27 protein-coding genes are annotated in these 25,751 nt (G+C 64.9%); 13 read left to right on the top strand and 14 right to left on the bottom strand.

The annotated features are described in order from the left end of the window. The first annotated feature begins 222 nt into the window (after positions 1 to 222). Complete coding sequence (locus ABIE00_RS04510; RefSeq protein WP_354257282.1) at positions 223 to 774, top strand: dihydrofolate reductase family protein; 552 nt, start codon at positions 223 to 225, stop codon at positions 772 to 774. A gap of 28 nt (positions 775 to 802) precedes the next feature. On the opposite strand, the gene ABIE00_RS04505 is transcribed toward ABIE00_RS04510, so the two are convergent. After that, positions 803 to 1,360 (bottom strand): NADPH-dependent FMN reductase, encoded by a 558-nt coding sequence (locus tag ABIE00_RS04505; RefSeq protein ID WP_354257279.1) that lies wholly within the window; start codon positions 1,358 to 1,360, stop codon positions 803 to 805. A gap of 376 nt (positions 1,361 to 1,736) precedes the next feature. On the opposite strand from ABIE00_RS04505, the gene ABIE00_RS04500 reads away from it, so the two are divergent. From ABIE00_RS04500 to ABIE00_RS04490, 3 genes are all read left to right on the top strand, one after another. Next, positions 1,737 to 3,080: an MFS transporter gene (locus tag ABIE00_RS04500; RefSeq protein WP_354257276.1), complete on the top strand. Its 1,344-nt coding sequence runs from the start codon at positions 1,737 to 1,739 to the stop codon at positions 3,078 to 3,080. A gap of 32 nt (positions 3,081 to 3,112) precedes the next feature. Then, positions 3,113 to 4,384 carry an aminopeptidase P family protein gene (locus tag ABIE00_RS04495; protein WP_354257273.1) on the top strand — a complete coding sequence of 424 codons (1,272 nt, stop codon included), beginning with the start codon at positions 3,113 to 3,115 and terminating at the stop codon, positions 4,382 to 4,384. A 171-nt stretch (positions 4,385 to 4,555) separates the two neighbouring features. Beyond that, positions 4,556 to 5,410, top strand: coding sequence for an IclR family transcriptional regulator (locus ABIE00_RS04490; RefSeq protein ID WP_354257270.1), 855 nt, complete (start codon positions 4,556 to 4,558; stop codon positions 5,408 to 5,410). Positions 5,411 to 5,531: 121 nt separating this feature from the next. Here ABIE00_RS04490 and ABIE00_RS04485 read toward each other — a convergent pair whose 3' ends face one another. From ABIE00_RS04485 to ABIE00_RS04475, 3 genes are all read right to left on the bottom strand, one after another. Continuing rightward, positions 5,532 to 6,647, bottom strand: coding sequence for an ABC transporter substrate-binding protein (locus ABIE00_RS04485; protein WP_354257267.1), 1,116 nt, complete (start codon positions 6,645 to 6,647; stop codon positions 5,532 to 5,534). A gap of 75 nt (positions 6,648 to 6,722) precedes the next feature. Next, on the bottom strand, positions 6,723 to 7,604 hold the full coding sequence (locus ABIE00_RS04480) for an ABC transporter permease (RefSeq protein WP_354257264.1): 882 nt from the start codon (positions 7,602 to 7,604) through the stop codon (positions 6,723 to 6,725). Beyond that, positions 7,601 to 8,449, bottom strand: a complete 849-nt coding sequence (locus ABIE00_RS04475; RefSeq protein WP_354257261.1) for an ABC transporter ATP-binding protein — start codon at positions 8,447 to 8,449, stop codon at positions 7,601 to 7,603. Before ABIE00_RS04475 ends, ABIE00_RS04480 begins: the two co-directional genes overlap by 4 nt. Before the next feature lie 280 nt (positions 8,450 to 8,729). Between ABIE00_RS04475 and ABIE00_RS04470 the strand changes: the two genes are divergently transcribed. Beyond that, on the top strand, positions 8,730 to 10,343 hold the full coding sequence (locus ABIE00_RS04470; RefSeq protein ID WP_354257258.1) for an ATP-binding protein: 1,614 nt from the start codon (positions 8,730 to 8,732) through the stop codon (positions 10,341 to 10,343). Between the two features lie 5 nt (positions 10,344 to 10,348). Continuing rightward, positions 10,349 to 11,026, top strand: a complete 678-nt coding sequence (locus tag ABIE00_RS04465) for a response regulator (protein ID WP_354257255.1) — start codon at positions 10,349 to 10,351, stop codon at positions 11,024 to 11,026. 65 nt (positions 11,027 to 11,091) lie between these two features. Here the strand turns inward: ABIE00_RS04465 and ABIE00_RS04460 are convergent, their stop codons facing one another. Beyond that, positions 11,092 to 11,394: a helix-turn-helix domain-containing protein gene (locus tag ABIE00_RS04460; RefSeq protein ID WP_354257252.1), complete on the bottom strand. Its 303-nt coding sequence runs from the start codon at positions 11,392 to 11,394 to the stop codon at positions 11,092 to 11,094. Positions 11,395 to 11,461: 67 nt separating this feature from the next. Here ABIE00_RS04460 and map point away from each other — a divergent pair, with 67 nt between their 5' ends. Next, complete coding sequence (gene map / locus ABIE00_RS04455; RefSeq protein WP_354257249.1) at positions 11,462 to 12,238, top strand: type I methionyl aminopeptidase; 777 nt, start codon at positions 11,462 to 11,464, stop codon at positions 12,236 to 12,238. Positions 12,239 to 12,247: 9 nt separating this feature from the next. Here the strand turns inward: map and ABIE00_RS04450 are convergent, their stop codons facing one another. Next, positions 12,248 to 13,966: a M23 family metallopeptidase gene (locus ABIE00_RS04450; protein WP_354257245.1), complete on the bottom strand. Its 1,719-nt coding sequence runs from the start codon at positions 13,964 to 13,966 to the stop codon at positions 12,248 to 12,250. A gap of 606 nt (positions 13,967 to 14,572) precedes the next feature. Between ABIE00_RS04450 and ABIE00_RS04445 the strand changes: the two genes are divergently transcribed. Together ABIE00_RS04445 and ABIE00_RS04440 are read left to right on the top strand one after the other, a co-directional pair. Next, positions 14,573 to 14,821 (top strand): hypothetical protein, encoded by a 249-nt coding sequence (locus tag ABIE00_RS04445; protein WP_354257242.1) that lies wholly within the window; start codon positions 14,573 to 14,575, stop codon positions 14,819 to 14,821. 7 nt (positions 14,822 to 14,828) lie between these two features. Then, complete coding sequence (locus ABIE00_RS04440) at positions 14,829 to 15,734, top strand: diacylglycerol/lipid kinase family protein (RefSeq protein ID WP_354257239.1); 906 nt, start codon at positions 14,829 to 14,831, stop codon at positions 15,732 to 15,734. A 62-nt stretch (positions 15,735 to 15,796) separates the two neighbouring features. On the opposite strand, the gene ABIE00_RS04435 is transcribed toward ABIE00_RS04440, so the two are convergent. The 5 genes from ABIE00_RS04435 to ABIE00_RS04415 all read right to left on the bottom strand — a co-directional run bounded on the left by ABIE00_RS04435 (position 15,797) and on the right by ABIE00_RS04415 (position 19,515). Then, positions 15,797 to 16,240, bottom strand: a complete 444-nt coding sequence (locus ABIE00_RS04435; protein ID WP_354257236.1) for a hypothetical protein — start codon at positions 16,238 to 16,240, stop codon at positions 15,797 to 15,799. A gap of 237 nt (positions 16,241 to 16,477) precedes the next feature. Continuing rightward, a complete protein-coding gene (locus ABIE00_RS04430) occupies positions 16,478 to 17,725 on the bottom strand; it encodes an ABC transporter permease (RefSeq protein WP_354257233.1) in 1,248 nt (415 codons plus the stop codon). Between the two features lie 4 nt (positions 17,726 to 17,729). After that, positions 17,730 to 18,659 (bottom strand): ABC transporter ATP-binding protein, encoded by a 930-nt coding sequence (locus tag ABIE00_RS04425; protein WP_354257230.1) that lies wholly within the window; start codon positions 18,657 to 18,659, stop codon positions 17,730 to 17,732. A gap of 49 nt (positions 18,660 to 18,708) precedes the next feature. Continuing rightward, positions 18,709 to 19,311 (bottom strand): hypothetical protein, encoded by a 603-nt coding sequence (locus ABIE00_RS04420; protein ID WP_354257228.1) that lies wholly within the window; start codon positions 19,309 to 19,311, stop codon positions 18,709 to 18,711. Between the two features lie 3 nt (positions 19,312 to 19,314). Continuing rightward, the gene (locus ABIE00_RS04415; protein WP_354257225.1) at positions 19,315 to 19,515 is read right to left on the bottom strand and encodes a hypothetical protein; all 201 of its coding nucleotides are present in this window, start codon (positions 19,513 to 19,515) and stop codon (positions 19,315 to 19,317) included. Between the two features lie 149 nt (positions 19,516 to 19,664). Between ABIE00_RS04415 and ABIE00_RS04410 the strand changes: the two genes are divergently transcribed. Next, positions 19,665 to 20,087 carry a hypothetical protein gene (locus ABIE00_RS04410; protein WP_354257222.1) on the top strand — a complete coding sequence of 141 codons (423 nt, stop codon included), beginning with the start codon at positions 19,665 to 19,667 and terminating at the stop codon, positions 20,085 to 20,087. Positions 20,088 to 20,104: 17 nt separating this feature from the next. Here ABIE00_RS04410 and mmuM read toward each other — a convergent pair whose 3' ends face one another. Continuing rightward, positions 20,105 to 21,058, bottom strand: a complete 954-nt coding sequence (gene mmuM / locus ABIE00_RS04405) for a homocysteine S-methyltransferase (RefSeq protein WP_354257219.1) — start codon at positions 21,056 to 21,058, stop codon at positions 20,105 to 20,107. 81 nt (positions 21,059 to 21,139) lie between these two features. Between mmuM and ABIE00_RS04400 the strand changes: the two genes are divergently transcribed. The 3 genes from ABIE00_RS04400 to ABIE00_RS04390 all read left to right on the top strand — a co-directional run bounded on the left by ABIE00_RS04400 (position 21,140) and on the right by ABIE00_RS04390 (position 23,231). Then, on the top strand, positions 21,140 to 21,643 hold the full coding sequence (locus tag ABIE00_RS04400; protein ID WP_354257216.1) for a YqfO family protein: 504 nt from the start codon (positions 21,140 to 21,142) through the stop codon (positions 21,641 to 21,643). Beyond that, complete coding sequence (locus ABIE00_RS04395) at positions 21,640 to 22,392, top strand: cyclase family protein (RefSeq protein WP_354257213.1); 753 nt, start codon at positions 21,640 to 21,642, stop codon at positions 22,390 to 22,392. The genes ABIE00_RS04400 and ABIE00_RS04395 overlap by 4 nt, the downstream gene beginning before the upstream one ends. 77 nt (positions 22,393 to 22,469) lie before the next feature. Further along, positions 22,470 to 23,231 carry an IclR family transcriptional regulator gene (locus tag ABIE00_RS04390; protein ID WP_354257210.1) on the top strand — a complete coding sequence of 254 codons (762 nt, stop codon included), beginning with the start codon at positions 22,470 to 22,472 and terminating at the stop codon, positions 23,229 to 23,231. Here ABIE00_RS04390 and ABIE00_RS04385 read toward each other — a convergent pair. Both ABIE00_RS04385 and ABIE00_RS04380 read right to left on the bottom strand, forming a co-directional pair. Then, positions 23,224 to 24,039: an IclR family transcriptional regulator gene (locus ABIE00_RS04385; RefSeq protein WP_354257207.1), complete on the bottom strand. Its 816-nt coding sequence runs from the start codon at positions 24,037 to 24,039 to the stop codon at positions 23,224 to 23,226. The genes ABIE00_RS04390 and ABIE00_RS04385 overlap by 8 nt on opposite strands. Before the next feature lie 123 nt (positions 24,040 to 24,162). Next, positions 24,163 to 25,602 (bottom strand): amino acid permease, encoded by a 1,440-nt coding sequence (locus ABIE00_RS04380; RefSeq protein WP_354257204.1) that lies wholly within the window; start codon positions 25,600 to 25,602, stop codon positions 24,163 to 24,165. Positions 25,603 to 25,751: the final 149 nt, after the last annotated feature.

Below are 25,751 nucleotides of genomic sequence, written 5' to 3'. Positions count from 1 at the left end.
TATCCGCCAGTCCGACGAAGGTCATAGGTCTATCCGGCTTATCCTCAAGCTTCAACGTCACGAGGCCGGCGTCGCGGTGTGTCGACAGGACACGCAACGCCCACACAGTTCATCCGCCAGGCGTCGGCGCGTCAAACCGTTCCGACGCAACTGCTTGAAAACCTTCCCACGCCGGCCGTGGCCGAATACCGTAAAGCCTGACGACCCGATTAGGAGGAACCGATGCGCAAGGTGACCGCCGGACTGTTCCACTCCGTGGATGGCGTAGTGCAGGATCCATTCAATTTCCAGTTCGACAGCTTCGATGAGGACCTTGGCAAGGGACTGACCAAGATGATCAACACGGTGGACACAGTGGTCCTCGGGCGGGTCAGCTATCAGGAATGGGCGGGCTACTGGCCCAATGCGTCTCAGGACGAGGACTTCGCCGCCTTCATCAACCCGGTGGAAAAGTTCGTCGCATCGCGCACTCTCTCGGAGCCCCTCGAATGGCAGAATTCTCACCTGATCGGGGCGCCGCTCGAAGAGTTCGTTACCGATCTCAAAAAGCGCGACGGCGGCGAGATCGCCGTGTGCGGCAGCATTTCAGTCACGCGGCAACTGCTGTTCGCCGGCCTCCTCGACGAATTGACGCTTATGACGCATCCCGTTGTGGCCGGCAGCGGACGCCGGCTGTTCGAGGACGGCGATCCGCTAACCAGGCTCGAACTCAAGGACCAGTACAGGACCAGCAAAGGAAACGTTGTCAGCACCTACAGCGTGCGCAACGTCTGACGTTTGGGCGCCTCCAGGCCCGGCTCTGTCAGGACCGGAGGGTTTTGAGTGCGGTGGACCAGGAGATGAGCTGGTCGAGCAACGGCTTCAGGGCCTCTTCGGCGTCGTCGCTCGGCGTGAAGACGGTGTAGTTCTCGAACTCTGATGCGAACGGCAATGCCACTTGGGCGCGGACACCGGCCATTTGCAGTTCTGCCGTGATCAGGCGGAGATTCTCGACGGCCCTCACTCCCCCGGCGCTTCCGTAGCTGACAAATCCCGCGGCCTTGTTGTTCCATTCGGCGTAGAGGAAATCCAGCGCGTTCTTCAGGGCACCGGGGACGGAATGGTTGTATTCGGCGGTCACGAAGATGAAGCCGTCGAAGCGTGAGACTGCCTCTGCCCAGACCTTCGTATGCTCATGTTTGTACTGACCCATCGAAGGCGGTATGGGCTCATCCAGCAGCGGAAGGTCGAAGTCCGCCAGGTCTAGCAATTCGAAGTCCGCGCCGCCCCGTGCACCCGCCCGGGAGTACACCCATTCCGCCACCTGCCGGCTGCGGCGCTGCGGACGCGTGCTGCCAATGACCACCGCTATCTTCACCATGATTCGCTCCCGTTCATTGCGGTAGTTCCTTGATACAGCGGCGCGGGCCGGGAAGCCAGAGCCGCAGTCTCCACGTGCAGCCCAAGTGAGGACGCGTTCGCGAAAATCCGACGAAAGGTGAGTGAGCGTCGGGAGAAACCCTGCGACAAGTGAGAGAGCGTTTCCTCCGGACAGTGCATCGATGCCGCATGCTGCTCAACTTCGTTGCAGCCAATGCAACGCGCAACGACGCTGTTCAGCGCCGACTCCGGTCGCAGGTCTAGCCTGCTGCACCAAGCAGCCCAGAAACCACCTATTGACGAGTGAGCTGCGTCACGCCTATTCTGGTGCAACAGTGTTGCAACACAAGCAACCCCAAGTTTTCATTGGTGGACACATGGAACACCCGATAACCCGACCGGCCGGAACAGCAGAGCCGCTGACCGGCCCACCCCACACCGGCGACGAAGTCAGCAAGGACACCCGACGCCGGGTCATCACCGCGAGCTTCATCGGCAACTTCGTCGAATGGTTCGACTACGCCGTCTACGGCTACCTGGCCGGCATCATCTCCACGGTCTTCTTCCCCGATGCCGACCGCCAGACAGCACTCCTTGCAACGTTTGGCGTCTTTGCCATCTCCTTCTTCGTCCGTCCGCTGGGCGGTTTCTTCTGGGGCCACATCGGCGACCGGCTGGGGCGGCGGAAAGCACTGTCGCTGTCGATCGTCATCATGTCCGCGGCCACGTTCTGCATCGCCCTGATCCCCGGCTACGGCACCATCGGCCTCCTGGCGCCGGTCCTGCTGCTGCTAGTCCGCGTCGTCCAGGGGTTCTCCGCCTCCGGGGAATACGCCGGCGCCTCCGCCTTCCTGGTGGAGTACGCACCCGCACATCGCCGCGGACTCTATGCCGCCGTCGTACCCGCAAGCACGGCGGCGGGACTGCTGCTGGGCAGCCTCCTGGCCGCCCTGCTCACCAGCGTCCTCAGCGAAAGCCAGCTGCACGACTGGGGCTGGCGGCTGCCGTTCCTGCTCGCCGCCCCGATGGGCCTGATCGGCCGGTACATCCGCACCAAACTCGAGGACACCCCCGCCTTCCGCGCCCTCTCGCAGGAAGAACACGGCAAGGCACCCGCGAGGGACATGTTCCGGAACAACAGGAAGCAGCTCATCATCGCCACCGGTGCGGTGCTGCTGAACGCCGTCGGCTTCTACGTCATCCTCAGCTACATGCCCACCTACCTCGCCGAGGAACTGGGCTTCGGCGCCGGCGAATCGTTCCTGGCCACCACCATCGCCCTGGCCAGCTACATCGGCTTCATCTTCGTCACTGGCATCGCCTCGGACAGGTTCGGCCGCAAGAAGATGCTGATCACCGCGTCCGTGCTGTTCATACTGCTCACCGTGCCGGCGTTCATGCTCCTCGACACAGGCAACTTCCTGGTGATCGTGCTGGTCCAGATCCTCCTGGGTGGCATGCTCACCCTCAACGACGGCACCCTGCCCAGCTTCCTGGCCGAGCTCTTCCCCACGAAGACCCGGTACAGCGGCTTCGCCGTCAGCTTCAACCTTTCCAACGCCCTGTTCGGGGGCACCGCCCCGTTCATGGCCACCCTCCTGATCGGCCTCACGCACAACAAGCTGGCCCCTGGCTGGTACCTCGTGGCCGCCTCACTGATTTCCCTCATCGCAGTCCTGTTCGCCGTGGAGACTTCCAAGAAGCCCCTGCAGCAGCACTGACAACACCCACCCAAGAAAGAAAAGGAACAAGCATGACCATCACCGAGAATCTCACCCGTCGCGGCGACACTGTCAACGACGTCGCCAAGCTCGAGCGCCTCAAGGTCCTCAACAACGGCGAGAAGGTTTCACTGACCTTCTCCGACGCCGAGTTCCAGCGCCGCCTCGCGGGCCTGCGCAGCATCATGGCCGAGAAGGACCTCGACGCGGTCGTCCTGACCAGCTACCACTCGATCAAGTACTACTCCGACTTCCTGTTCACCTACTTCGGCCGCTCCTACGCCATGGTGGTCACCAAGGAGGACACGGTCACCGTCACCGCAAACATCGACGCCGGCATGCCCTGGCGCCGCAGCTACGGCGACAACCTGGTGTACACGGACTGGCGCCGGGACAACTTCATCTTCGGCATCCAGGAGGTGCTGCGCACCCGCGGCATCAGCGTCCGCCGGCTCGGCGTCGAGGACGACTCCCTGCCGCTGGACAACCGGAACAAGATCCAGGGCGCGTTCGAATCGGCCACCCTGGTGGACGTGGCGCAGGCCGCGATGCGCCAGCGCATGATCAAGTCCTCCGAGGAAATCGAGGTCATCAAGCACGGCGCCCGGATCGGTGACCTTGGCGGCGAAGCCATCCGCAACGCCATCACGGCCGGCATCACCGAGTACGAGGTGGCCCTGATCGGCACGGAGGCGATGGTGCATGAGATCGCCCGCACCTTCCCCAACTCGGAGATCCGCGACACCTGGGTGTGGTTCCAGTCCGGCATCAACACCGACGGCGCGCACAACTGGGCCACCACCCGGAAGATCCAGGAGCACGACATCCTGTCCCTGAACTGCTTCCCCATGACCTCCGGCTATTACACGGCCCTGGAGCGGACACTGTTCTTCGGCGAACCGGATGCCCGGTCGCTGGAACTGTGGAACATCAACGTCGAGGTCCACCGCCGCGGCCTGGAACTCATCAAGCCCGGCGCCGTCTGCAAGGACATCGCCGCCGAGCTCAACGAGATCTACGTGTCGCACGGCCTGCTCGCCAACCGCACCTTCGGCTACGGCCACTCCTTCGGCGTCCTCAGCCACTACTACGGCCGCGAAGCCGGACTGGAGCTGCGCGAGGACATCGACACGGTGCTCGAACCGGGCATGGTGGTCTCCATGGAACCGATGATCACGGTCCTCGACGGCCAGCCCGGCGCCGGCGGCTACCGCGAGCACGACATCCTGGTGGTGGGCGAGGACGGCGCCGAGAACATCACCAAGTTCCCGTTCGGCCCTGAGCACAACATCATCAGCGCCTAGCCCCCGGGTTAGGGGGCATGCCCTCCCCCGCCGGCCGTTGTCAGCAAGGCTCTGGATTTAGCAGCCTTGGGTTAAGTACGACGACGGCGGCGGTTGGGAGGGCATGCCCGCCCCCGCTTCCGGCAGGCAACAAGGCCGGAAGCACGACAGCGAAGAAATATAGTGAACACCATGACTCCACCGGCAACACCCGCGAACCCAGGCCCCGACGCACTCAAAGGCGACGGCAAGGAGCCCGCCAATGGCGACGCCCGCGGCGCCTCCGTGATCGTCAACGCCATCGCCGTGCTGCGCAGCTTCACCGCGGACGAACCGATGCTCGGCGTCACCGAGATCGCCAGCCGGGTGGGCCTGCACAAGAGCACGGTGTCCCGGATCCTTGCCACGTTCGAGCAGGAACACTTGGTGGAGCGGGACCCGGACACGCGCCGCTTCCGGCTGGGGCTCGGCCTGATCGCGGTGGCCGGGCCGCTGCTGGCCGAACTCGAGGAACGGCGCGTTGCCTATCCGGTTCTGCGCGACCTCACCGAACGCACCGGCGAAACCAGCGCCCTGATGGTGTGGAACGGCACCGAGTCGATGTGCGTAGAGCAGATCGCCAGCCGTCAGCAGGTCAAACACACCACCCCGCTGGGCGCACGCTACAACGATGCCCTCAGCGCCTCGGTCCAGATCTTCCTCGCCGGGGAACAGACAGAACGAGTGAACGCCCTGCTCCGCAGCGGCACCATCACCCTGCCCGGGCTCGACGATCACTCGGTCGAGGAGTACCTGAAGCGCCTCGGGGAAGTTAACCAGCGCGGCTGGGCCATCAACTACGGCGAGACGTCCATCGAGGAAGTTGGCATCGCTGCCCCGGTCTATGACCACCGCGGCGACATCGTGGCCTCAGTCCTCATCCCCGCACCCAAGTTCCGGGTCTCCCCCGACACCCTGCAGAGCCTCGGCGAGGCGTGCGCCAGCGCGGCCCGGCAGGTCACGCAGCGCCTGGGCGGCGTGGCACCGAAGGAGCGCCGGAGCGCATAAGCGGCGGCGCACAGGAACGGTACGACGGCGGGCCCGCACCTTTCGATCTGAAAGGTGCGGGCCCGCCGTCGTACTTTAACTTTGGTGACGCTGGGACTTGGCTGACGTAAGCCGGCGAGGGTTAGCCGTCCGAGCCGGCCGGCGTCGTGGTGGGCGTGTAGCCCTCGAGCTTGAGCGCGGCGTCGGCGTACTTGGTGGTGAACGTGCCGCCGAAGGTGACCTTGGACGTGTCCACGCCGTTCTGCTTCTCCATGGCGAAGATTGTCTTGGGGCCACCCGCCGGCATGAGGCCGTCCGGCAGGAACTGCCCCTTGTCAGTGTCCAGTGCCTTGACGTACTGGTCCTTCGAGATGGTGCTGTTCTGCACGAAGGTGGAGGGCAGTTTGTCCGCGATCTCCGCCGCCGAGTGTGTGCTGATCCAGTGCATGGTGTCCACGAGGGCGTTCACAACCTTCTGGGCCTCGGCTTCGTGGGACTTGACCCAGTCGGCCTGTGCCAGGACGCTGGCCGCCGGCCAGGAGCCGCCGAGCGCGGCCTTGGTGCCGTCCGCGGTCGCCAGGTCGATTGCCGAGACCGCGAGGTTCTTGCTCTCCAGCGCGCCCACGGTGGGCTGGGTGGTCATGACGCAGTCGGCGGAGCCGCGCTGGATGGCTGCGATGGCAGTGGCTCCGGCACCCACGGCGATGGTGTGGTAGTCGTTCTTCGTGACTCCGGCCTTGGCCGCAATGAACTGGGTAAGCTCATCGGTGCCGGAGCCGAGGTCGGTCACGCCGACGGTCTTGCCCCGGAGGTCCGCGCCCGAGTGGACGTTGGCCTTGGGGCTGCACATGATGCGCTCGCCCGGTGCACTCGAGAGTTGCACCAGGTCGATGACGTTCTTGCCCTTGGACTGGAAGTCGACCGTGTGGATGTACCACGCACCGGCCATGTCCACCTGGCCGGACGCCATGGCTTCCTCGGCCCCGACGCCGCCGTGCTGCTCCGTGGAGAGCTCCACCTTCACGCCGTACTTGTTGTAGTAGCCCAGGCTTTCGGCGAGCTGGTAGGGCAGGTAGATCTGCTTGTCGATGCCGCCCACCATGAGCTTGACCGTGGGCATGTTCGAGGTGTCGGCCGACGCTGTGCCGCCGGAACCGCCGGAGGCCGGGGCGCTGGCGGCCGTGTTGCCGCCGCAGGCAGCGAGGCTGAGGGCCACCACGCCCAGGGCGGCGGCGGCGTAGATCTTGTGCTTCATCATTGGGGCACTTTTCCTTTTTCTGTTCAGGGATACTGCTGTTTGAAATTTCGGGGTGTGGTCAGATGGCCTGGGCTGTCAGATGGCCTGGGCCTCGGAACGGTTCGGCGGCCGCCACTTGAGGAGGGAGTGTTCCAAGAGGCTGATCAAGTATTCGGCGGCCAGTGTGATCACCGCGATGATCACCATGCAGGCGAAGACCGTGTTGGGGTCGAAGGTTCCCTGCGCCTGGCTGATGATCAGGCCGATGCCCTGCTGGGCGCCGAGCACCTCCGCGACGAGTGCACCGATGATCGCGAAACCGAAGGCCGTGTGGAGGCTCGCGATGATCCACGTCATCGCCGAAGGAATGGTCACGTGGATCGCCACCTGGACCGGCGATGCACCGAGCACGCGGACGTTCGCCACGAGGTTCTGGTCCACCTCACGCACGCCCTGGAACGCGTTGAAGAAGACGACGAAGAAGACCAGTACTGCGGCGAGCAGAACCTTCGGGAACACCCCGAGGCCGAAGGCCACGATGAAGATCGATCCGAGGACGATACGCGGAATCGAGTTCACGATCCTGATGTACGGACCGACGACGGCCGAGAGGTACTTGTTCGAGCCCAGCAGGAGCCCGAGCACCACGCCGACGAACGTGCCGAGCAGGAAGCCCAGGCACGCCTCCTGCATGGTGATCCAGAGGTTCTCCCAAATGGTGCCGAAGGCCGTTCCCTCCGTGAAGAGCTTCACGAGGCTGTGCCAGATCTCGCTGGGCTGGCCGAAGAAGAACGCGTCCACCCAGCCTACCGAGGTGAACCACTGCCAGCCGCCGACGACGGCCACAGCGAGGACGGCGCGGCCCACCCAGATCGCCGTGGTGCGGCGCCGGTACTGCGTTTTGCCGGACTGCACGGCCGCGGCCTGCTGCTGTTGCTGTTGCGGGTTCACCGTCTCCCCCTGCACAAGAGTGGTCATGCTGCTGCACCTGCCGTTCGCGCGTAGGCCCGGGTGACTTCGTCCTTGAGGGATTCCCAGATCTGGCCCTGCAGTTCGAGGAAGCGCTCCTCGTGGCGGATTTCCTGGACGTTGCCGCGCGGGCGGGGCAGGTCGATGTCGAAGACGTCCTTGACCGTTCCGGGGCTGCTGGTCATGATGACCACCCGGTCGGAGAGCGCCACGGCCTCGTCGAGGTCGTGGGTGATGAACAGGACCGAGGGCCGCAGCTCCTCCCAGAGCTTCAGCAGCTCGTTCTGCATGATGGCCTTGGTCTGAACGTCGAGCGCACCGAACGGCTCGTCCATCAGCAGGATCCTCGGATTGTTGATGAGCGCCGCGGCCATGGCCACGCGCTTGCGCATTCCGCCGGAGAGCTGGTGCGGGTAGCGGTCCTCGAAACCTGCCAGCCCCACCCGGCGGATCCAGTCCCTCGCCAGCAGGGTGGCCTCGTGCTTGGGGGTTCCCAGCAGGACCGGTCCCATCATCACGTTGCTGAGGACGCTCTTCCACGGAAAGAGCGCATCCGCCTGGAACATGTAGCTGACGCCGTTGGTGACACCCTCGACGGTCTGGCCGCCGACGCGCACGGAACCCTGGCTGGGACGCTCCAGCCCGGAGACCTGTGCCAGCGTGGTCGACTTGCCGCAGCCCGTAGGCCCGACGATCGAGCAGAACTGCCCGGGTTCCACAGCAAGCGTCACATCCTGGATCGCCGTGAACGTCTCACCCTTGGGCGTGAGGTAGCGCTTGGTCAGCCCCGCGATATCAATGCCGGCATCCTTGCCGCCATCCGCTGGTGGGCGGATTCGATGGTTTACACCCATGGCGTAAAGCCTCTCTGTTGTCTCTGCGCCGGCCGCCTCATTTGCGGCGGCGCCTTTGTCCGTGGATCCTTGAGCCATGCCTGCGACATTCCGTCTTCTGTGACATGAGTCATGATCAGTGCACCTACCGTAGGAAGAACTGCCGGGGTGCGGCCACGCTTGCGTGCCTTGTGAGGGTTATTAGCCTTCATTCACGTTTTGAGCCTTTTGATCGGAATGCCGTCCGGGGCGCCCCGAACGCTGTCCGGGATCGGGTCCCCGGCGGGGCCGGGGGCCGGCAGTGAGCAGGCCACGGGCATGGTGGGGCGCCCGGCCGCTCGCGTCGCAGATCCTCGTGTGGACCCTCGTACTGATCGTCGTCACGGTGGGCCTGGGCGGACTGGTGACCAACCGCATCACCGGCCAGGTCCTCGATGACCAGTTCCGGCTGCGCGCCCTCGGCGTCGCGGAGGCCGTGGCCCAGATGCCGGAGGTGGCCTCGGGCGTGGCCGCCGGCGATCCGGGCGGCCAGATCCAGGGGGTGGCCGAACGGGTGCGGACCCGCGCACAAACGGACTACGTGGTGGTCACCGACCGGGACGGGATCCGTTTCTCCCACCCCACGCCGTCGCTCATCGGAAAGCGGCTCGAAGAGCCGGTGGCAGTGCTCGACGGCCAGAGCCACGTGGGCACCGACCATGGCAGCCTGGGCGACTCGGCCAATGCCAAGGCGCCGATCCTGGATGCGGCGGGGAACGTCGTCGGGCAGGTGTCGGTGGGCATCCTTGAGACGACCGTGAGCGTGGAGCTGGAACGGGACGCCGGCATCGTCGGCGGGTCCTCGGTGCTCATCCTCCTGATCGGAGGTGCAGGCTCGTTCCTGCTGGCGCGGGCCATCAAGCGCGCCACGTTCGGGCTGGAGCCTTCGGAGATCGCGTCGCTCCTGCAGGAGCGGGAGGCCCTGCTGCACGGCATCCGTGAGGGCATGGTGGGGATTGACGACGGCGGCCGGGTCACCGTGATCAACGGGGAAGCCCGCCGCCTGTTGCGGCTGGAGAACACTCCGCTGGACCGGCCCATCGAGGAGGTCATCCCGGAGGGACGGCTCCGCGACGTCCTCACCGGCGAGGTGCCCGGCGCGGACCAGACGATCATCACGGACGACTCCCTGCTCGTGGCCAACCGCATGCCGGTCAGCGTGGGCGGCCGGAGCGTGGGCGCGGTGGTGACCCTGCGCGACCGCACCGAGGTGGAGGCGCTGGTGCGGGACCTGCGGGCGCTCGAAGGGCTGATGGCTGCCCTGCGTGCGCAGGAACATGAGTACGCCAACCGGCTGCATACGGTGGGCGCCCTGCTGCATCTGGGCGACATCGAGCAGGCGCGCACCTTCATCTCTGGCATCGCCGACACCTCGCGCTCCCTCGGCGAGGGACTGCGCGCACGGATCGAGCCGCCGGAGCTTGCGGCGCTCATCTATGCCAAGATCACGGTGGCCGCGGAGCAGGACGTAAGCGTGGCGGTCTCCGACGATTCACGGCTCCGCGAACCGGGGCTCGGGACGCAGGACCTCCTGACCATTGTGGGGAACCTGCTGGACAACGCTGTCGACGCCGTTTCCAGCCTGCCCGGCCAGCGCGAGGTGACGCTCACGCTGGACGACTCGTCCGGCGTCTTCGTCTCGGTGACCGACAGCGGTCCGGGCGTACCCGCGGAGGCAGTGGACGACGTCGTACGCGACGGCTTTACGACGAAAACCGAACGGGCGGGCCAGGCCGGCGGCCCGGCGCTGCGGCGCGGCATCGGCCTGGCGCTCGTGGCACGGATTGTGCGCCGCGCAGGTGGCACGATGGATGTGTTCGCCGGACCGGGCGGACGCTTCGAAGTATGGATTCCGAAGGGCGGGGCAGAAGGATGATCCGGGTGCTGGTTGTCGACGACGACTACCGGGTGGCGCGGCTGCATACCGCCCAGGTGGCGCGCGTTCCGGGGTACGAGTGCGTCGGTGAGGCACACACCGTTGCCGAGGCACGCGCGGCGATCGCGAGGGTCCGCCCCGACCTCCTGCTCCTGGACATCTACCTGCCGGATGAGGACGGCATCTCGCTCCTCCACTCGCTGCGCGAGGCGGGCGAGGACGTGGACGTCATCATCATCACCGCGGCGCGTGACGTCGGAACCGTGCGGGCGGCGATGCGCGGCGGGGCGGTCTACTACCTGGTGAAACCGTTCGGGTTCGAACAGCTCGCCGAGCAGCTGCGGGCCTACCAGAAATGGCGCGCGGACGCAGAGTCCCGGCGGATCACCGGGCAGACGGACGTGGATGCCCTGTTTGCGTCGCGGAGGGCTGCTCCTTCCCCTGGTGCGGCCCCCAGTTCCGGGCGGCGCCTCCCGCCGACCATGCAGAAGGTGCTCGACGCCGTGGTGGCGGCCGGCCGGCCCCTGGGCGCGCAGGACGTTTCGGACCTCATCGGCATATCGCGGCCCACCGCACAGCGCTACCTGAGCGAGCTCGAACGCAAGAGCCGTGTGGCCCTGCACCTCGAGTACGGCACCACCGGCCGGCCCGTGAACACGTACGTCCCCGCCGACACGCAGTAGGCGCGCTCCCCCGCACGCTTCCTCACGTCCCTTCGCTACCTCCCCGACGCTTCTCGGATTGCGGTTTAGGAAGCCAACCGCTCCCCCGCGTTGTGCCCAGAGCCAGCCGGCTCCACACCCTGTTCCGCCTGGTTCATCTCGGCCCACACCGCGTCGAGGGAGAGGCCGAGGACAGCGGCGATGGCCGCGATGGTCGGGAAAGCAGGGGTCGCCACGCGGCCCGACTCGATCTTCCGAAGGGTCTCCGGCGAGACACGGGCATCGAGCGCGGTCTCGAGCATCGAGCGACTTCCCCTGGCGCGGCGCAACAGGGCGCCGAGACGCTGTCCGCGCTCGACTTCTTCGGATGTGAGGGGCAACCTGACCATGGATCCAATTCTAATACCGGGATAATATGGCCGGTATAGTTATTGGACACAGAAGAAGGACGCTGCATTGATCGAGATCCTGAACCCCGCCGAGCTGGCCCGAGCAAAAGTGTCAGGCGCCCTGGTCGCGGACATCCTGCACACGCTGAAGAGCCGCAGCGCCGTGGGCACGAACCTGCTGGAGATCGACCGGTGGGCCCAGGCGATGATCCTGGGGGCCGGAGCCGATTCCTGCTACGTCGACTACGCGCCGTCGTTCGGACGCGGGCCGTTTGGGCATTACATCTGCACGGGCGTCAACGACGCCGTGCTCCACGGACTGCCTCGCGACTACGCGCTTGCCGACGGCGATCTGCTGACTCTCGACCTCGCCGTCTCCAAGGACGGAGTTGCTGCGGACGCCGCCATAAGCTTCATCGTGGGCGAATCAAAGCCCGCGGAAAGCGTCGCGATGATCGACGCGACCGAACGGGCATTGAGCGCCGGCATAGCCGCTGCCGGGCCCGGTGCACGTATCGGCGATATTTCCCATGCCATCGGCGCTGTCCTCAGCGAGGCGGGATACCCGATCAACACTGAGTTCGGAGGTCATGGCATCGGGTCAACAATGCACCAGGACCCGCACGTTCCAAACACCGGACGCCCGGGCCGGGGGTTCAAGCTGCGCCCTGGCCTGATGCTGGCGCTGGAGCCGTGGGTCATGTTGGACACGGCCCGGCTCGTCACCGATGCCGATGGTTGGACGCTCCGAAGTGCGACGGGCTGCCGGACAGCCCACAGCGAACACACGATCGCCATCATGGATGACGGCGCCGAAATCCTCACCCTGCCGACGGGCAACTAGGAACCCTCGCTACGGAGCTGCCGTCTCAGTAGCAGCCGCTGCTGCGGTTGCCTTCGATTTCCTTGCTGACTCGGCTTCTTTTGCCTGCTTGCGGGTGAGCTGCTGAGCCGGAGCCTGGACGGGAGCCGGTGTGGAGGTCGCGGCAGCACTGGCTGAAGGAGTCGGAGCCGAGGACGGCATGGCCAAAGGAGCGGAGGTTACCGCGGGAGCCGGTGCTGCAGCCGGAGCCGGAGCCGCCGTTGCCGGCTTGGGTGCGGCCACCTTCGGTGCCGCTGAGGTGCTGGGCGAAGGAGCCGGCATCGGCGTAGCTGCGGGAGCAGGCGTGACGGCCGGTGCAGGAGTCTGCGTAGCTGCCGGAGTTGGCGTGACGGTCGGTGCCGGAGCCGGTGTCGGAGCGGGCGTTGTCGGCTTGGGCGTGCGGGCCGGTGTTGGAGCGGGCGTCGGCGTGACCGGAGCCGGAGTTGCCGGCTTGGGCGTGCGGGCCGGCGTTGGAGCGGGCTTCGGCGTGACTGGAGCCGGAGTCGCCGGCTTAGGCGCGATCTTCGGGGCAGGAGCCGGAGTGGCCGGCTTAGTGGCGGGCGCCCGGTGAGCCGGCCTGGGCGCGGTCACCTTCGGCGCGGCCACTTTAGGCGCCGCCGCCTTCGTCGCCGGAGCCGCAGCGCGCCTGCCCCTGGACTTGGCTGCGGAAGCAGACGCCTTGGCAGTCGAAGCGGACTTCACCGAGGCAGCGCTATGAGCAGACGCGTCGTTGACGGCACTCCGCTGGGCGCTGGCCTCTACCGGAACAGCCCAATTCGGCGTTTCCGTCGCGGTGCCGGCCTTCCGGTAGTCGGTCATCTTGATGTTGGCAACAGGTCCCGAGTGGCGGAGCCGCAGGAGCGTCCAATTGTCCGGGTCCGTGTGTTTGCCGTTCAAAATGGTTTCAAAGTGCAGGTGGCATCCGGTTGATGAGCCCGTGGTCCCGACCTTGGCGATGAGTTGCCCCACCTGGACCGACTGGCCCTTCTTCACACCGATGCCCTCAAGGTGGTTATAGGTGGTGATCAGGCCGTTGCCGTGGTCGATTTCCACACGGTTGCCGCCACCCCACGGGTGCCATCCCACTGCCCGCACCACACCGGCATCCGCTGCAAATACGTTGGTTCCGCAGGCGGCCGCAAAGTCCTGCCCCCAGTGGAACTCCCCTGCTGCGCCGGAGATGGGGCTTGTCCGCAGCCCGAAGTGCGAGGTGGGAACCAGGACCTCCAGCGGCGCCATAAGGCTTCCGGCCGCGGGGCGGCGCACCTTGGTGGAAACCACATCGAGTTTTTCGTTCACTGGCTTTGCTTCGGTGAAGACTGCCGTGCGGCTGTAGGACACGAACGCGTCCGCGGAGGCCGAGACGGCACCGGCACTCGAAATGCCGGTGCCTGAAGCGCTGGGGTTTGAAGCGCTAGTACTTGAACCCCTAAGGCTTGCAACGCCGGCGCTGGAAACGGAACCCTGAGCAGCCTCGGCCACGGCAGCGGATACGAGGGGCATGTTGACGGCGATATCGCCGGCCACCTCGGCAGGCGCCTGCCCGGACGAGAGAACTGGAGCAGCGCCCTGGAATCCAAAAGCGTAGACAGCCAGGAAAGCCGCGCCCGCGCCTACCCGGACGGCACGGCTCAGAACATTGTGATTAACGCCGGAACGCAGGTTTTGCTGCGTGCGCCGGACAACGGCAGGTGCAAGATGCTTTGGCAATTGGATCTCCCCCAAGAAGGCGCCAGATGCTGTTGGATGCTTTGGCTCCCTACTATGGGAGCATGGCGCGCAGGCCACGGAAACCGTTACGGCCCCATATGTGGATAAGCTCGGAAAATCTTGACCTGGACCTATCCCTAACTGCGGAAATCTTCAGCAGACGCTGAGGAATCACGCTGCGCCTCCAACGAAACCGGCCCTAACCCTCATGCGCGGCCGCGCCCCGGGCCGGTCGTGAGGGCCGGGGCCGGTCGTGCGGCGCAGGGTGGTTCATGCACGAGACCAACCAAGAAAAAAGCCGTAGTCCCCGGCATCGGTCGGGAGCATTCTGTACAAGCCCAGCCCACAGCAGGCTCCCGCGCCCCTTCCCCCGGCAACCAGAAGCACCAAGAAGCGCAGAAACCGAGGAACGCAACGGGCAGAAGGCGCACCGGATCCTGATGCCCGCGTTCGGTGGATGGACGAGGTGGAGCGCACCCACGGCAGGTACGTGACGGACATCTTCACGTAAGGCGCCGTCCTGTTTCGGGCTACCCGCGAGGCAGCAACTGCAGATGTATGGTTGTGCTGACGGGCAGTTCCCGCAACCCGAGGAAGCCGCGAGGTGTGAGTGTGAACGAGTACGAGGCCTCACTGGTCATCAAATCCGGAGCGGAACTGCTGTCTTCGGTCTCCTCCGACCCCCGCTCGGAGGAGGGCTATGCAGCGGTCAAGGCCAATATCTCGGACGCACTGGAGCGCATAGCGGAAGCCCTTGCGAACTTTGAAGCCAGTTCGGGCGCCCCCAGCCGGTCAACCGGCTGGGTCCAGGACCTGCGCCGCGTGGCGGACGACTTGGTGGATCGACGAGGCTGAAAGGCCCATGACAGCGAGTGGGCCCCACCGGGCACCCGCAACCCGTTTTGACCGTGCCGTCCTGGTCTTCAATCCCGGCAAGCCCGGCATGGCCGCCAGGATAGCCGAACTGCAGCGGGATCTGGCGGCCGGAGTACCGGATCTGCAGGTTGAGTTGCTGCCCACCGGCTTTGCCGGGCACGCACGGGACCTTGCACGGTCCGCGGCGGCGGCAGGGTCCCCGCTCATTGTTTCGGTCAGCGGCGACGGCGGGTACAACGAGGTTATCAACGGGGCGATGGACGTTCCCGGCAGCAGCGCGGTGTGCACCGTCGTCGCGGCAGGTAACGCCAATGACCACCACCGCAGCATGCCCGCACGACCGCTGCCGGAAGCCGTCCGGGAAGGCCGGGTCCGGCATATCGACCTGTTGCGCATTACGTTCGGGACGGAACAGCCGGCGCAGGTCCACTACTCCCACTCCTACATAGGTTTCGGGCTCACGCCGCTGATGGCCATCGGCATCGAGAGCGGCGGAAAGGGCAAATTCCTCGAACTTATGTCCGTTGCCCGTACGCTCTCCCATTTGAGCCCGTTCGAGCTGGTCAGGGCCGACGGGGCCACCGCCCGCTTCGACAGCCTGATCCTGGCCAACATTTCGCGGATGGCCAAGTACGGGACGGTCAGCGAGTCGGTGGGCCCCGACGACGGCCTGTTCGAGGTTGTGACGCTCCCCCACTCCGGGCGCTGGAAGATGGCCCTGATGACTCTTCGGGCCGTGACGCTGGGACTCGGTAATCAGCCAAGCGTCAGCAGCTACGCCTTCACCACGCGGGATGCTGTTCCTTGCCAGATTGACGGCGAGGTCAGGCATCTTCCGGCCGCCACGCATGTCCTGGTGGAAAGCGCGAAGGGCGCCCTGGCCGTTATCTGACCCAGGGGCGCCCCTGACGTTATCAGCCGGACGGCGGGCCTACGGCCCGAAAGGAACCGGGCTCAGTCGAAGTGGATCTCGGCGGCGGCCCGGCGGATGGATTCGAGCCGCTGTTCCTCGATCAGGCCCAGGGCGTCCAGTTCCTCTGCCCGTTCGGTGCGCTCCAGCGCCGCCTGGGTGGTGACCTCGCCCAGGATGACGCCGAGGAGGTGGGCCAGTCCTGTCTTGAGATCCATGAGGTTGGTGTTCGTGATGAGGAGCCGGCGGTCCGAGACGCGGAGTTCGACGTCGCTGTACCCGGCTTCGGCGAGACGTCGGCTGACGTTGCTGCCGTGGAGCAGATCGAGTTCCCTGGGCTCGGGCCGGCGGGAGAAGACTACGGGCACGGTGTAACGCGCGGAGCTGCGCGCTGTGCCGAGGTCATGCGGTAATGCAGAGGCTAGGATCCCGCTGAGTTTTAGCGGCGAATCGGCGCGTACCTGAGGAAGGGCTTGGGTGGTGGTCATGGCGTTCTGCCAACGTTCTTGGGATGCACCGTCGGACCCGTGGGAACGTGGAACGGCTGTGGCTGGGGGTTCAGTGACCCGGGACCGGATCAACTGGTGGGAGGGCATCGGCAAACGACCGTCCCGCCGAAGCAGTGCGGTCGTGTCCGCCCTCGTTGTCCCAGCCCTCGGCCGCATCGGGGTCAGGGTGACGCGATGCTGTGTTCCCGGTTTCACGGGGCGTGCAGAGGACTTGGGCTACTTGGCAGTCAGTTCCTTCCGGCGGAACGTCCCGGCGATGGAGAGCTTGCGGCCGTATTCGATGGAGCCGTAGCGGAACAGGTGCACGGCCAGGCGCAGGACGAGGATCCCCGCGATGAAGACCTCGGCGATAACGATGGCAGATTCGACGGGCCCTAGGGTTCCGAAGCCGTTGCGGAGCAGTGCGGTGACCGGGGCGGTGAGCGGGAAGTAGGTGAAGACCTGCACGATCAGGGCTTCGGGGTCGCTGACGATGAGGCTGACGGCGTAGAAGGGCACGAAGATCAGGGCCATCAGGGGGCCGAAGATGGTGCCGGCTTCCTTGGCCGTGGGCATGATGGCGCCGATGGCCACGAGCACGCCGGTGAACAGGGTGAACCCGCCCAGCAGCAGCAGCGCGCCGGTGATCATCGGGACGGGCTCGAACACCAGGGAGGACAGGTCGAGGTCGGGCAGGGACACCGAGTCGCGGAAGAGGAAGTAGGCGACGGCGATCGGCGTGAGGAACACTGCTATCTGGAGGAGCCCGACGGCGAACAGGGACACGATCTTGCCGGTGATCAGGGTGGTGGGGTTCAGGGTGGTCAGGATCATCTCCGTGACCCGGTTCTCCTTCTCCTCCAGCGTGCTGTTGAGCATCTGGTTGGACAGCAAAATGATGCTGACGTAGAAAATGACCAGAAACAGCAGCGGCGGTATGACTGAACCGATGCCTCCGGAAACCCGGCCGTCCCGGTACGTTTCGGCGTCGAACTTCACTCCGCCGCTCAAGGCGGCGGTGACTTCCGGCGAATTTACCCGGGTCTGGGCCGCGGTGGTGAGCAGGTGCTTGGCCACGGCCTCATACTTGCCGTTCTCGAACATGCCCTTGTCCGCGCCGTAGACCTTGACCGGCTGGGTGGCGGGATCGGCCGGGTAGGCGAAGTACGCCTCGCTGCGGCCGTTCTTCACAGCCTCCAGCGCGGCGGCAGGGTCCGACGTCGGAGTCCCGCCGACGGCCTGGGCCAGCGCTGCGGGGATGAGCCCGGAGGCATCGGTGTACGTGAAGGCCAGCGCCGAGTTCTTCTGGGCGTCGGCGTTGGCCGAGGTGCTCGAGTTGCTGGCGTAGACCAGGGCAAAGATGATCGCGAAGACCACCGGGATGGCCAGGGTGGCGATGATGAACCCGCGCTTCTTGATGGTGCGCATGAATTCGAACCCGACGACGGTGCCCAGGTTGTGCTGTTTGAATGCCGTGCGTGCCATCGTCCTAGACCTCTGCCATTTCGTGCTGTTCCCCGTACACCTGGATGAAGATTTCCTCCAGCGACGCCCGTGCGGTGGCGAAGCTGCGCACCGCGACTCCGGCCGCGATCAGTTCGCGCAGTACCGCCGTTTCGTCGGCGCCGGCGGCCGGGGCAAGCTCGGCGTGCCCGTCGCCGTCGCGCACCACGTCGTACAGGTCCGAGGCGGGCAGGACGCCGTCGTACCCCAGCCGGTACACGGTGCCGCCGAACTGGTCCTGGACTTCGGCGACCGTCCCGTACGCGCGGGAGGTGCCGTCCTTGAGCAGGATGACGCGGTCGCAGAGCCGCTCCACTTCCTCCATCTGGTGGGTGACCATGATGACCGTGGCACCGGCGAGCTTCTGCTCCTCGATGATGTCCATCAGCAGGCGTCGGTTCACCGGGTCGAAGCCCTTCGTGGGCTCATCGAGGATGAGAAGGTCGGGGTCGTTCATGATGGTGACGCCGAGCTGGACCTTCTGCTGCTGGCCGCCGGAGAGCTTGTCCAGCCGGACCGCGGCCTTGTCGGCGAGTCCGACGCGCTCCAGGTAGTTCTGGGACCAGGCGCGGGCATGGTGCTTGCTCAGGCCCTTGAGCCGGCCGAAGTAGACCATCACGTCCAGGACGTTTTCTTTCTTGTACAGGCCCCGCTCCTCCGGCAGGTACCCCAGCCGGGCGCCGTCCTTGGGCTCGAAGACCTTCCCGCCGATGTGCAGCGTTCCGGCGGTGGGCTTGTAGATGCCGAGCAGTGCACGCAGGGTGGTGGTCTTCCCGGACCCGTTGCTGCCCAGGAACCCGAAGGTCTCCCCGGCCCGGACATCGAAGGACAGGTCTTTGACGACCGTGGTCTCCCCGAAGTCCATGCGGAAGTTTTCGATGTGCACAAGCGGCTCGGCCGCGTCCCCCAACGTCATGAAGCCAGCCTAGCGGAAGCGATGCCGGCGTCTTGATTGCGGGCACATGCTAACGCCCGGCAGCGGCGTCGCCTCTGATGAGCCGAAGGACGTCCGGCGGCGGATCCCCCTCGCGGCGGGGGGCGTGCAGCGGACGGCTGAAATAGGCCCAGGGAAAGGATTGCTCCCCGATCCGTTGCCAGCCCTGCTCTTCCAGGTCATGGATTGCCTTGGGGTTTGCAATGATCCGGATATGTTCCCATTGCTCAGCTGACAGCTCGATGCGGTGAAACCGCACACCGAATCCCACGGAGTGCCAGCCGTACTTCCCGGCCTCCCGGAGCACAGTCATTTCGTTGAACGCATTGACCGGATAGAGCCGCTTTACCGCCGGGACGTTACCGTCAGACGATTGCTGGGCGTGCCCGAACCTCTGCTGGGCGGCCTGCTTAGAGACCCCCAGGACTCGGCCGACGGCTTCCCAGCTATGGCCTGCGCGGCGGGCCGAGTCAACGGCGGCCTGCAGGATGCTCCTCGTCTCTTCATGCGCACGGGCAGCCACTTCCAGGATCTCCGCGTACACATCCTCGCCGTCGTCCAGCCGTTTGGAGAGCTCCGGGTTGGCGTTCGCCACCGCCTGGGCGATGGCCGCCGCCAAGGAGACCGGATCCATGGCCTAGTTGTCTGCCTTCCGAATGCCCACAATGGCCGCCGACACGAGCAAACCGCCACACACCAGGGCGATGATGGCCACAACCAGAACCATGGCGTTCACGCCCCCGGTGGCCGTGAAAGCGAAATACCCCATGATCATGCCAAGCAGCGCGAGCAATGAACCACCGTAGGCAGCGAAACCGTTTTTCTGTCGAGTAGTCATGTCTTCCATTAGAGCCACACCATCACCGTCCGTCAACATTTCCTTGACGTCACTCGCCGTTCACACCGCCACTACCGGAGACTAAGCAAAGGGAAACGGTGCCCACGGGGGTCTCGTCAGCAGCCCGCCCCCACGAGTAGCTTTGTGCCATGACCGGAGACTTTGACCTCGAAGGGGAAGAATCGCAGGAAATCGCCGATGATCCGCGCCGGATTGGTTACTGGTTCTTCAGGGCGCTCCACGACAGGGCGAAGAACCTGGACGACCTGCACATGATCGTGACCCCGGAGTCCCGTCCGTTCTGGGGATCCTTCGAAATCGCCGCGGCCCTGCTGGACTCCATTGAAGATGCCGGCATGCTGCAGGAAGCCGTCTACGCGCACGGGGACCTCAACGTCTGCTACATGCGGGTCATCCGGGAAGCCAAGGAACATACGCTCATCACACCGGCCTCGGTGCTGGACGACCCGCTGCTGATCACGCTCGTGTGGCGGCCCGACCACGGCCGGTGGATGGTGCACGGCTTCGGCGACATGGTGCACCCGGACAGGGTGCCCCGCGGGGCCCAGTAACAGTTCCTCTAGCGGGGCTAACCTTTCGTTGATAGCCCTGCCACGGCAGCGATATCCCGCGGCGTCGTCCTGCAGCACCCGCCAATGAGGAGGGCACCAAGGTCGCGCCAGGCGCCAGCCCCTTCGGCGAGGCTCGACGGCCGCCAGGAACCGGGAGTCCCGCTGCCGGGCTTCCACGTTTTGGCGCCGGCGTCATAGCTTTCGCCCGAATTCGGGTACGCGAGCAACGGCTTGCCGGTGGCTTTGCCCAGGGCCCCAAGGGACGGGGACACCAATTCCAATGGCACGCAATTCACGCCGATGGCCACCACATGCTGCTGCGCCCCCAAAAGCGCCGCAACCTTAGCGAGGGGCGTGCCGTCGCTGATGTGCCCGCCGTCCCGCAGCGTGAAGGAAAACCAGGATTCGACGTCGAACTCTTCCCCGAGCGCCAAAAGAGCCTCAGCCTCTGCAAAAGAGGGCAGCGTCTCGCACGCCAGAAGGTCGGCACCTGCTTCCACTAAGGCCGCGATGCGGGATCTGTGGAAGTCCATGAATTCTTCCCGGCTAAGGATGTAGTCTCCCCGGTATTCGGAACCGTCCGCGAGATAGGCGCCATACGGACCAACGGAGCCGGCGATGAGCAAGGGGCCGGCACCGGGGTTTTCGGCCAGGTACTCCCGCCGCGCCTCGTCGGCCAAGCGAACGCTCAACGCCACCAATTCCAAGGCTTCCGCCTCGCCAATGCCGCGCATGGCAAACCCTTGCGGCGTGGCCTGATAGCTGGCGGTATTGGCGATTGCGGCGCCGGCGTCGAAATAGTCGCGATGTACCTGCTTGATCAGGTGCGGCTGCTCCAAAAGGACCTTGGCCGACCACAGAGGATCGCCCAGATCGCATCCGTGTGCTTCAAGCTCAGTGGCAAGCCCGCCGTCCAGTGTCAGATGCGCACCGGAGCCGAGCAAACGGGACAGGGTGGTGTTTCGGGGCATGGTCCAGAGCTCCAGTGGTTCGGGATAAAGCGTTGATGATCATCATACGCATTTTTCCTTGCTTGTAATGACCATCATACTATGTCACCATGGCAATTCAAGCAGTCCGGGCAGATCCACGAAAGAGGCATCCCTTTGAACATTGAGATGAAGGCAGTACGTAAGCTGCGCGTGCATTGGCCTATTGACGGGGAGACCTTTTCGCGGCTTGCGAAAGGTGAAGCCGCGGCATTCGAAGACGACCAGGGCATCGCCGCCCTGCTCCGGGCCCTGGCGGCATCCGCGGAATTGGGGGACTTCGGAAACTACCGGCACGTGTTTGAGTCCGGACTGGGGTTCGAAGGATTCACTGTGGCAGAGGGAGCCAACCCCACATTGGGCCAAGTGGGCCTGCAGACCTTCTCGCCCACGTTTGTTTTCACCACGTATTTCGATGCGGCACTGGACAACGCTGCAGTAGACAAGTTCACCCGCCGCCTCGTCGAAATCCACCCCTGGGAGGTGCCGGTCATCGAATTGTCCGCACCCATCAGCGTTTCCGGCACCGCACCGGCGGCGACCTACGGGATCGGGGCGGCATCATGATTGAAACCAGCACGACAACTTTTTGGAACGGCCTGGGGCAGTTACTTGCCGGAAGGACATTTACCGATCTGACGCACGCGTTCCACCCCGGCCAGCCGCATTTCCCGGCGTTCCCCAACGAAATCAGGGAGGCCGTCTTCGACATGGAGAAGGGCGACGGGTTCACCGCGCACCGATATTCGATCATCGGGCAATGGGGAACGCACGTCGATCCTCCGTCGCACTTCATCCGCGGGGGACGGACCCTGGACCAGATTCCCGCAACAGACATGATCCTTCCGTTGGTGATCCTGGACATCACCGAGCGGGTCAGCACCAATAACGACGCCACACCCACCATGGATGACATTCGGGAGTGGGAGCGCCGCAACGGCGAAGTCCCCGCAGGGTCCTTCGTGGCATTACGGACCGGATGGAGCCACCGCTGGCCGGACGCGGACGCCATGGCGAACAAGGACAGGGAGGGCGTCAGCCACACCCCGGGTTGGTCCCGTGACGTCCTCTCCTTCCTGATCGAAGAGCGCTCAATCACCGCTGTCGGCCATGAACAGACGGACACCGATCCCGGGTTGGCTACTTCCCGCCAGGACTTCAGCCTGGAAACCTACATCCTGGCCCAGGACAGATGGCAAATCGAGCTCCTGGCGAACCTGGATGACCTTCCAGAGTGGGGCGCTGCCGTCATCGCGACGTGGCCGAAGCCCCTGCGGGGCAGCGGATTCCCAGCGCGGGTCTTCGCTATCCACTAGCGCCCATCCGCCGGGGCTGTCCGCTAAGGGGCGCCCGTCCGGTGGCTAGAATCGAATCCATGTCCAAGACATCCAGCATGGGCCGCGGAATCATGGCCGTCCTTGCCGTCGGCTCCCGTCACGCAGCAGGTCTCCCGGGCGGCACGGTCGCTGATATTGCAAATGATCTGGGCAAAGACCGCAGCCAGGTTTCCCGGAGCCTGCGGGGAGCCGAACAGGAAGGCTTCCTGCAACGCGGCGAGTTGCGGTCATACACAGTGAGTTGGTCGCTCTTTACGGATGCCCAGCTGTTGACAGAGCAGCGGTTGCAGAGCGATGGCATGACCGCATTGGAAGGCTTGGCGGGCGAGACTGACGAAGGATGCTTCCTCGGAGTCCTCAGTGCTGACAGCACCGTGACCATCGGCGAACGGGTTCCGGCAAGCAGCAACATGGTCGGCTCCTGGCTAGGCAGGCCGTACCCGGCTTACTGCAGCGACGCTGGCCAGGCATTGCTATGGGAAGCGTCCGACACGGAGGTCCGGACTGTCTTGGCCAACGCATCGTTTGTTCGCCATGGCCCCAATACTCCCGTTGACGTGGAGGACTTCCTGGCACGCTTGCGTGACGCACGGTCGCGGGGATATTGCATTGTCGACGAAGAAGCTGAACCCGGCCTCTATTCCCTGGCCGTCCCGATCCGGGATTTCAAAGGCGATGTGGTGGCCGCCCTTCAAGTCGTGGGTCGCAAGACCCGCCTCGAACCACGGCGGGAGTCCTGCGCAGCGGCGCTTATGTCATGGGGAAAGTGGCTGGAGTCGGCGCTGGGCTATTCAGGGCAGGGGAAAGAGCTTAGCTAGGGTGGCCATGTGGAGCAGGGCTGCCGACCCGGCCGACTTGCCCCACGCCGCTGTCGCAATTCCCCAGTCTCTGGGCAGCCTCCAATAGGGCTTTGGCGATGTCATTCGAACCAGGCTCGATCTCCTGCTGGCCGCCCAGAACGCAGAGCGATGCAAGAATGCTTCCGTCGGGATTACGGACCGGAACGGCGAGCTCGTAGATTCCGTGCTCGAATTCTTCAGCCGCCACCACGAAACCGCGCTGCCGGTCGCGCTCCATCAGCCCACCGACTTCGAGCGGTGAATGCGCCGCGCCCGGGCCGCCGACCCCTATGAAGTTGACGTCCTCAAGAAGGTCCTGGATGGCGGCCTGGTGATGGTCCCAAAGAAGTGCGCGGCCCGATCCGGTGCACCATGCGGGCGTCACCATGCCGGGCTTCACAAAGCTGCCCGGGAGGGCGTCGTTACTTGAAGCACGCAAGAGAATGACGCGGAAGCCGTCCCGGACGGAAACGCGGCATCTGAGGCCCAGGGAAGCAACCAGGTCCTCCAGCACGGTTCTCGATTCGCGGACCCAGCCGGTGTTGAGCGATGCCGCCAGGCCGAAAAAGCGCGGACCTGTTCTGAACGGCCCCCGCTCAACCCTTTCCAGCAACCGCAGGTCACACAGTTCCTGGGTCAGCCGGGATACACGGCTCTGTTCCATCTCCAGTTCGGCGGCAAGTTGGGAAACACCAAGAAGCCGCCTGCCCTGCTTCTCCCGGTCCGCGACCAGCCGCACAATCCGAAGTCCCTGCGCCATGGACGACGCTTCCGAGGAAGAATCCACTGTCAACACTCCTTCCTCCGGATAACCACGCCTATTCTCACATGCCCTCAGTTCGATTCATCCGCCAGCTTCGCGGCCGGAAGACGAACGCCCCCGGGCCGCGAAGCTGACGAGAAGATGCAGCTAGGCCAGCTCGGCTGTGCGGGCCCCGCGCCCGTACTTGAAATAGAAGAAGGCGTAGCAGGCACCGACGAAGGGAATCCCGAAGTAGAGGGCGGCTACCTGGTTCGGGTCAAAGGCGATGCCGATCAGCGAAATGAAGCAGAGCGAGAACGCCAGGATCGGCACCAGCGGGTACAGCGGGGCCCTGTAAGAAAGAGCAGCCACGTTGCCGCCGTTCTTGACGAAGGACCGTCGGTGGAAGAAGTGTGAGGCGGTGATGGACATCCAGACCCCGACGACGGCGAATCCGGCCACTGAAACAAGGACGAGGTACACCGTTTCCGGCGCAACCACGCTGCTGATGAGCGAAGCCAGTCCACCCAGCATGCTGACGGATAGAGCGATCATGGGGATTCCGCGACGGGTCAGTCTCCGGAACGCCCGTGGAGCATGCCCTTCCTCCGAAAGGGAGTAGAGCATCCGTGCGCACGAGTACAGGCCGCTGTTGCCCGCGGAAAGGAGGGCGGTAATGATGACGAAGTTCATGATGTCCGCGGCGAACGGAATACCGATCGATGAAAGGACGCTGACGAACGGGCTCTCATCCACTCCGACCTGGTCAAACGGGAGGGTTGCGGCGATGACGGCAATTGCGCCCACAAAGAAGATCAGCAAGCGGAAAACCGTGGTCCGCATCGCCTTCGGGATGCTGGTGGCCGGATCAGCCGTTTCGCCGGCAGCCACGCCGATGAGCTCAGAGCCGGAAAACGCGTAGAACACCGCCAGCGCAGTAACAAGGACACCGGTGAAGCCGTTCGGGAAGAGACCGCCGGGTGTATTGAAATTCTCGAACAGGAACGGGTGGTTGCCCGAGGCGGCCAGCGGATGGAAACCGACGAGGGCAGCGCCGCCGAGCACGATCAGGACGATGATGGTGCCGACCTTGACGATGGAGAACCAAAATTCGGATTCGCCGAAGAACCTCGAGGAAACTGCGTTGGATGCGAACAATATCGCGGCGAAGACGACGCACCAGACCCACACGTCTATGCCGGGAAACCATCGCTGCATGAGGAGCCCGGCGGCTGTGAATTCAGAACCGATTGCCACAGCCCAGCAGAGCCAATAGAGCCAGGCCGTCGCAAACCCGGTGGCAGGGCCAATCGACCGTGCGGCATAGATGTGGAAGGCACCCGAGACCGGGTACGCGATGGCCAGTTCGCCGAGGCAGGCCATCACCAGGTACACAACGAATGAACCGATCAGATAGGCGATCACCGCGCCGAGCGGCCCTGCCTGGGAGATCGTGTAGCCCGAACTCAGGAAGAGCCCGGAGCCGATCACGCCGCCCATGGCGATCATGACCAGATGCCGCGGTCCCATGGACCGGCGGAGCCCGGATTCGGCCGACGGCGGGCCGGCGGGTTGTGGTTCAAGCGTGACGGACGGTGAGGGTTCCATAGTGTCTCCCAGTTGGGCGGGTCAGCTCAGGTGAGCAATGGGCTTGATGCATTGGGCAGCGGGGCCACCGGATGGCCGGGCTGCGAACGGGGTAGTGACGAAGGTAACACGAAGCGGGCATTAAAAACATTTAAACATGCATATGTTGC

It is taken from the genome of Arthrobacter sp. OAP107 (genome assembly GCF_040546765.1).
GTDB lineage: Bacteria > Actinomycetota > Actinomycetes > Actinomycetales > Micrococcaceae > Arthrobacter.
Note: the sequence above shows the minus strand (reverse complement) of the source record. Positions and strands in the feature narration are given on the sequence as shown.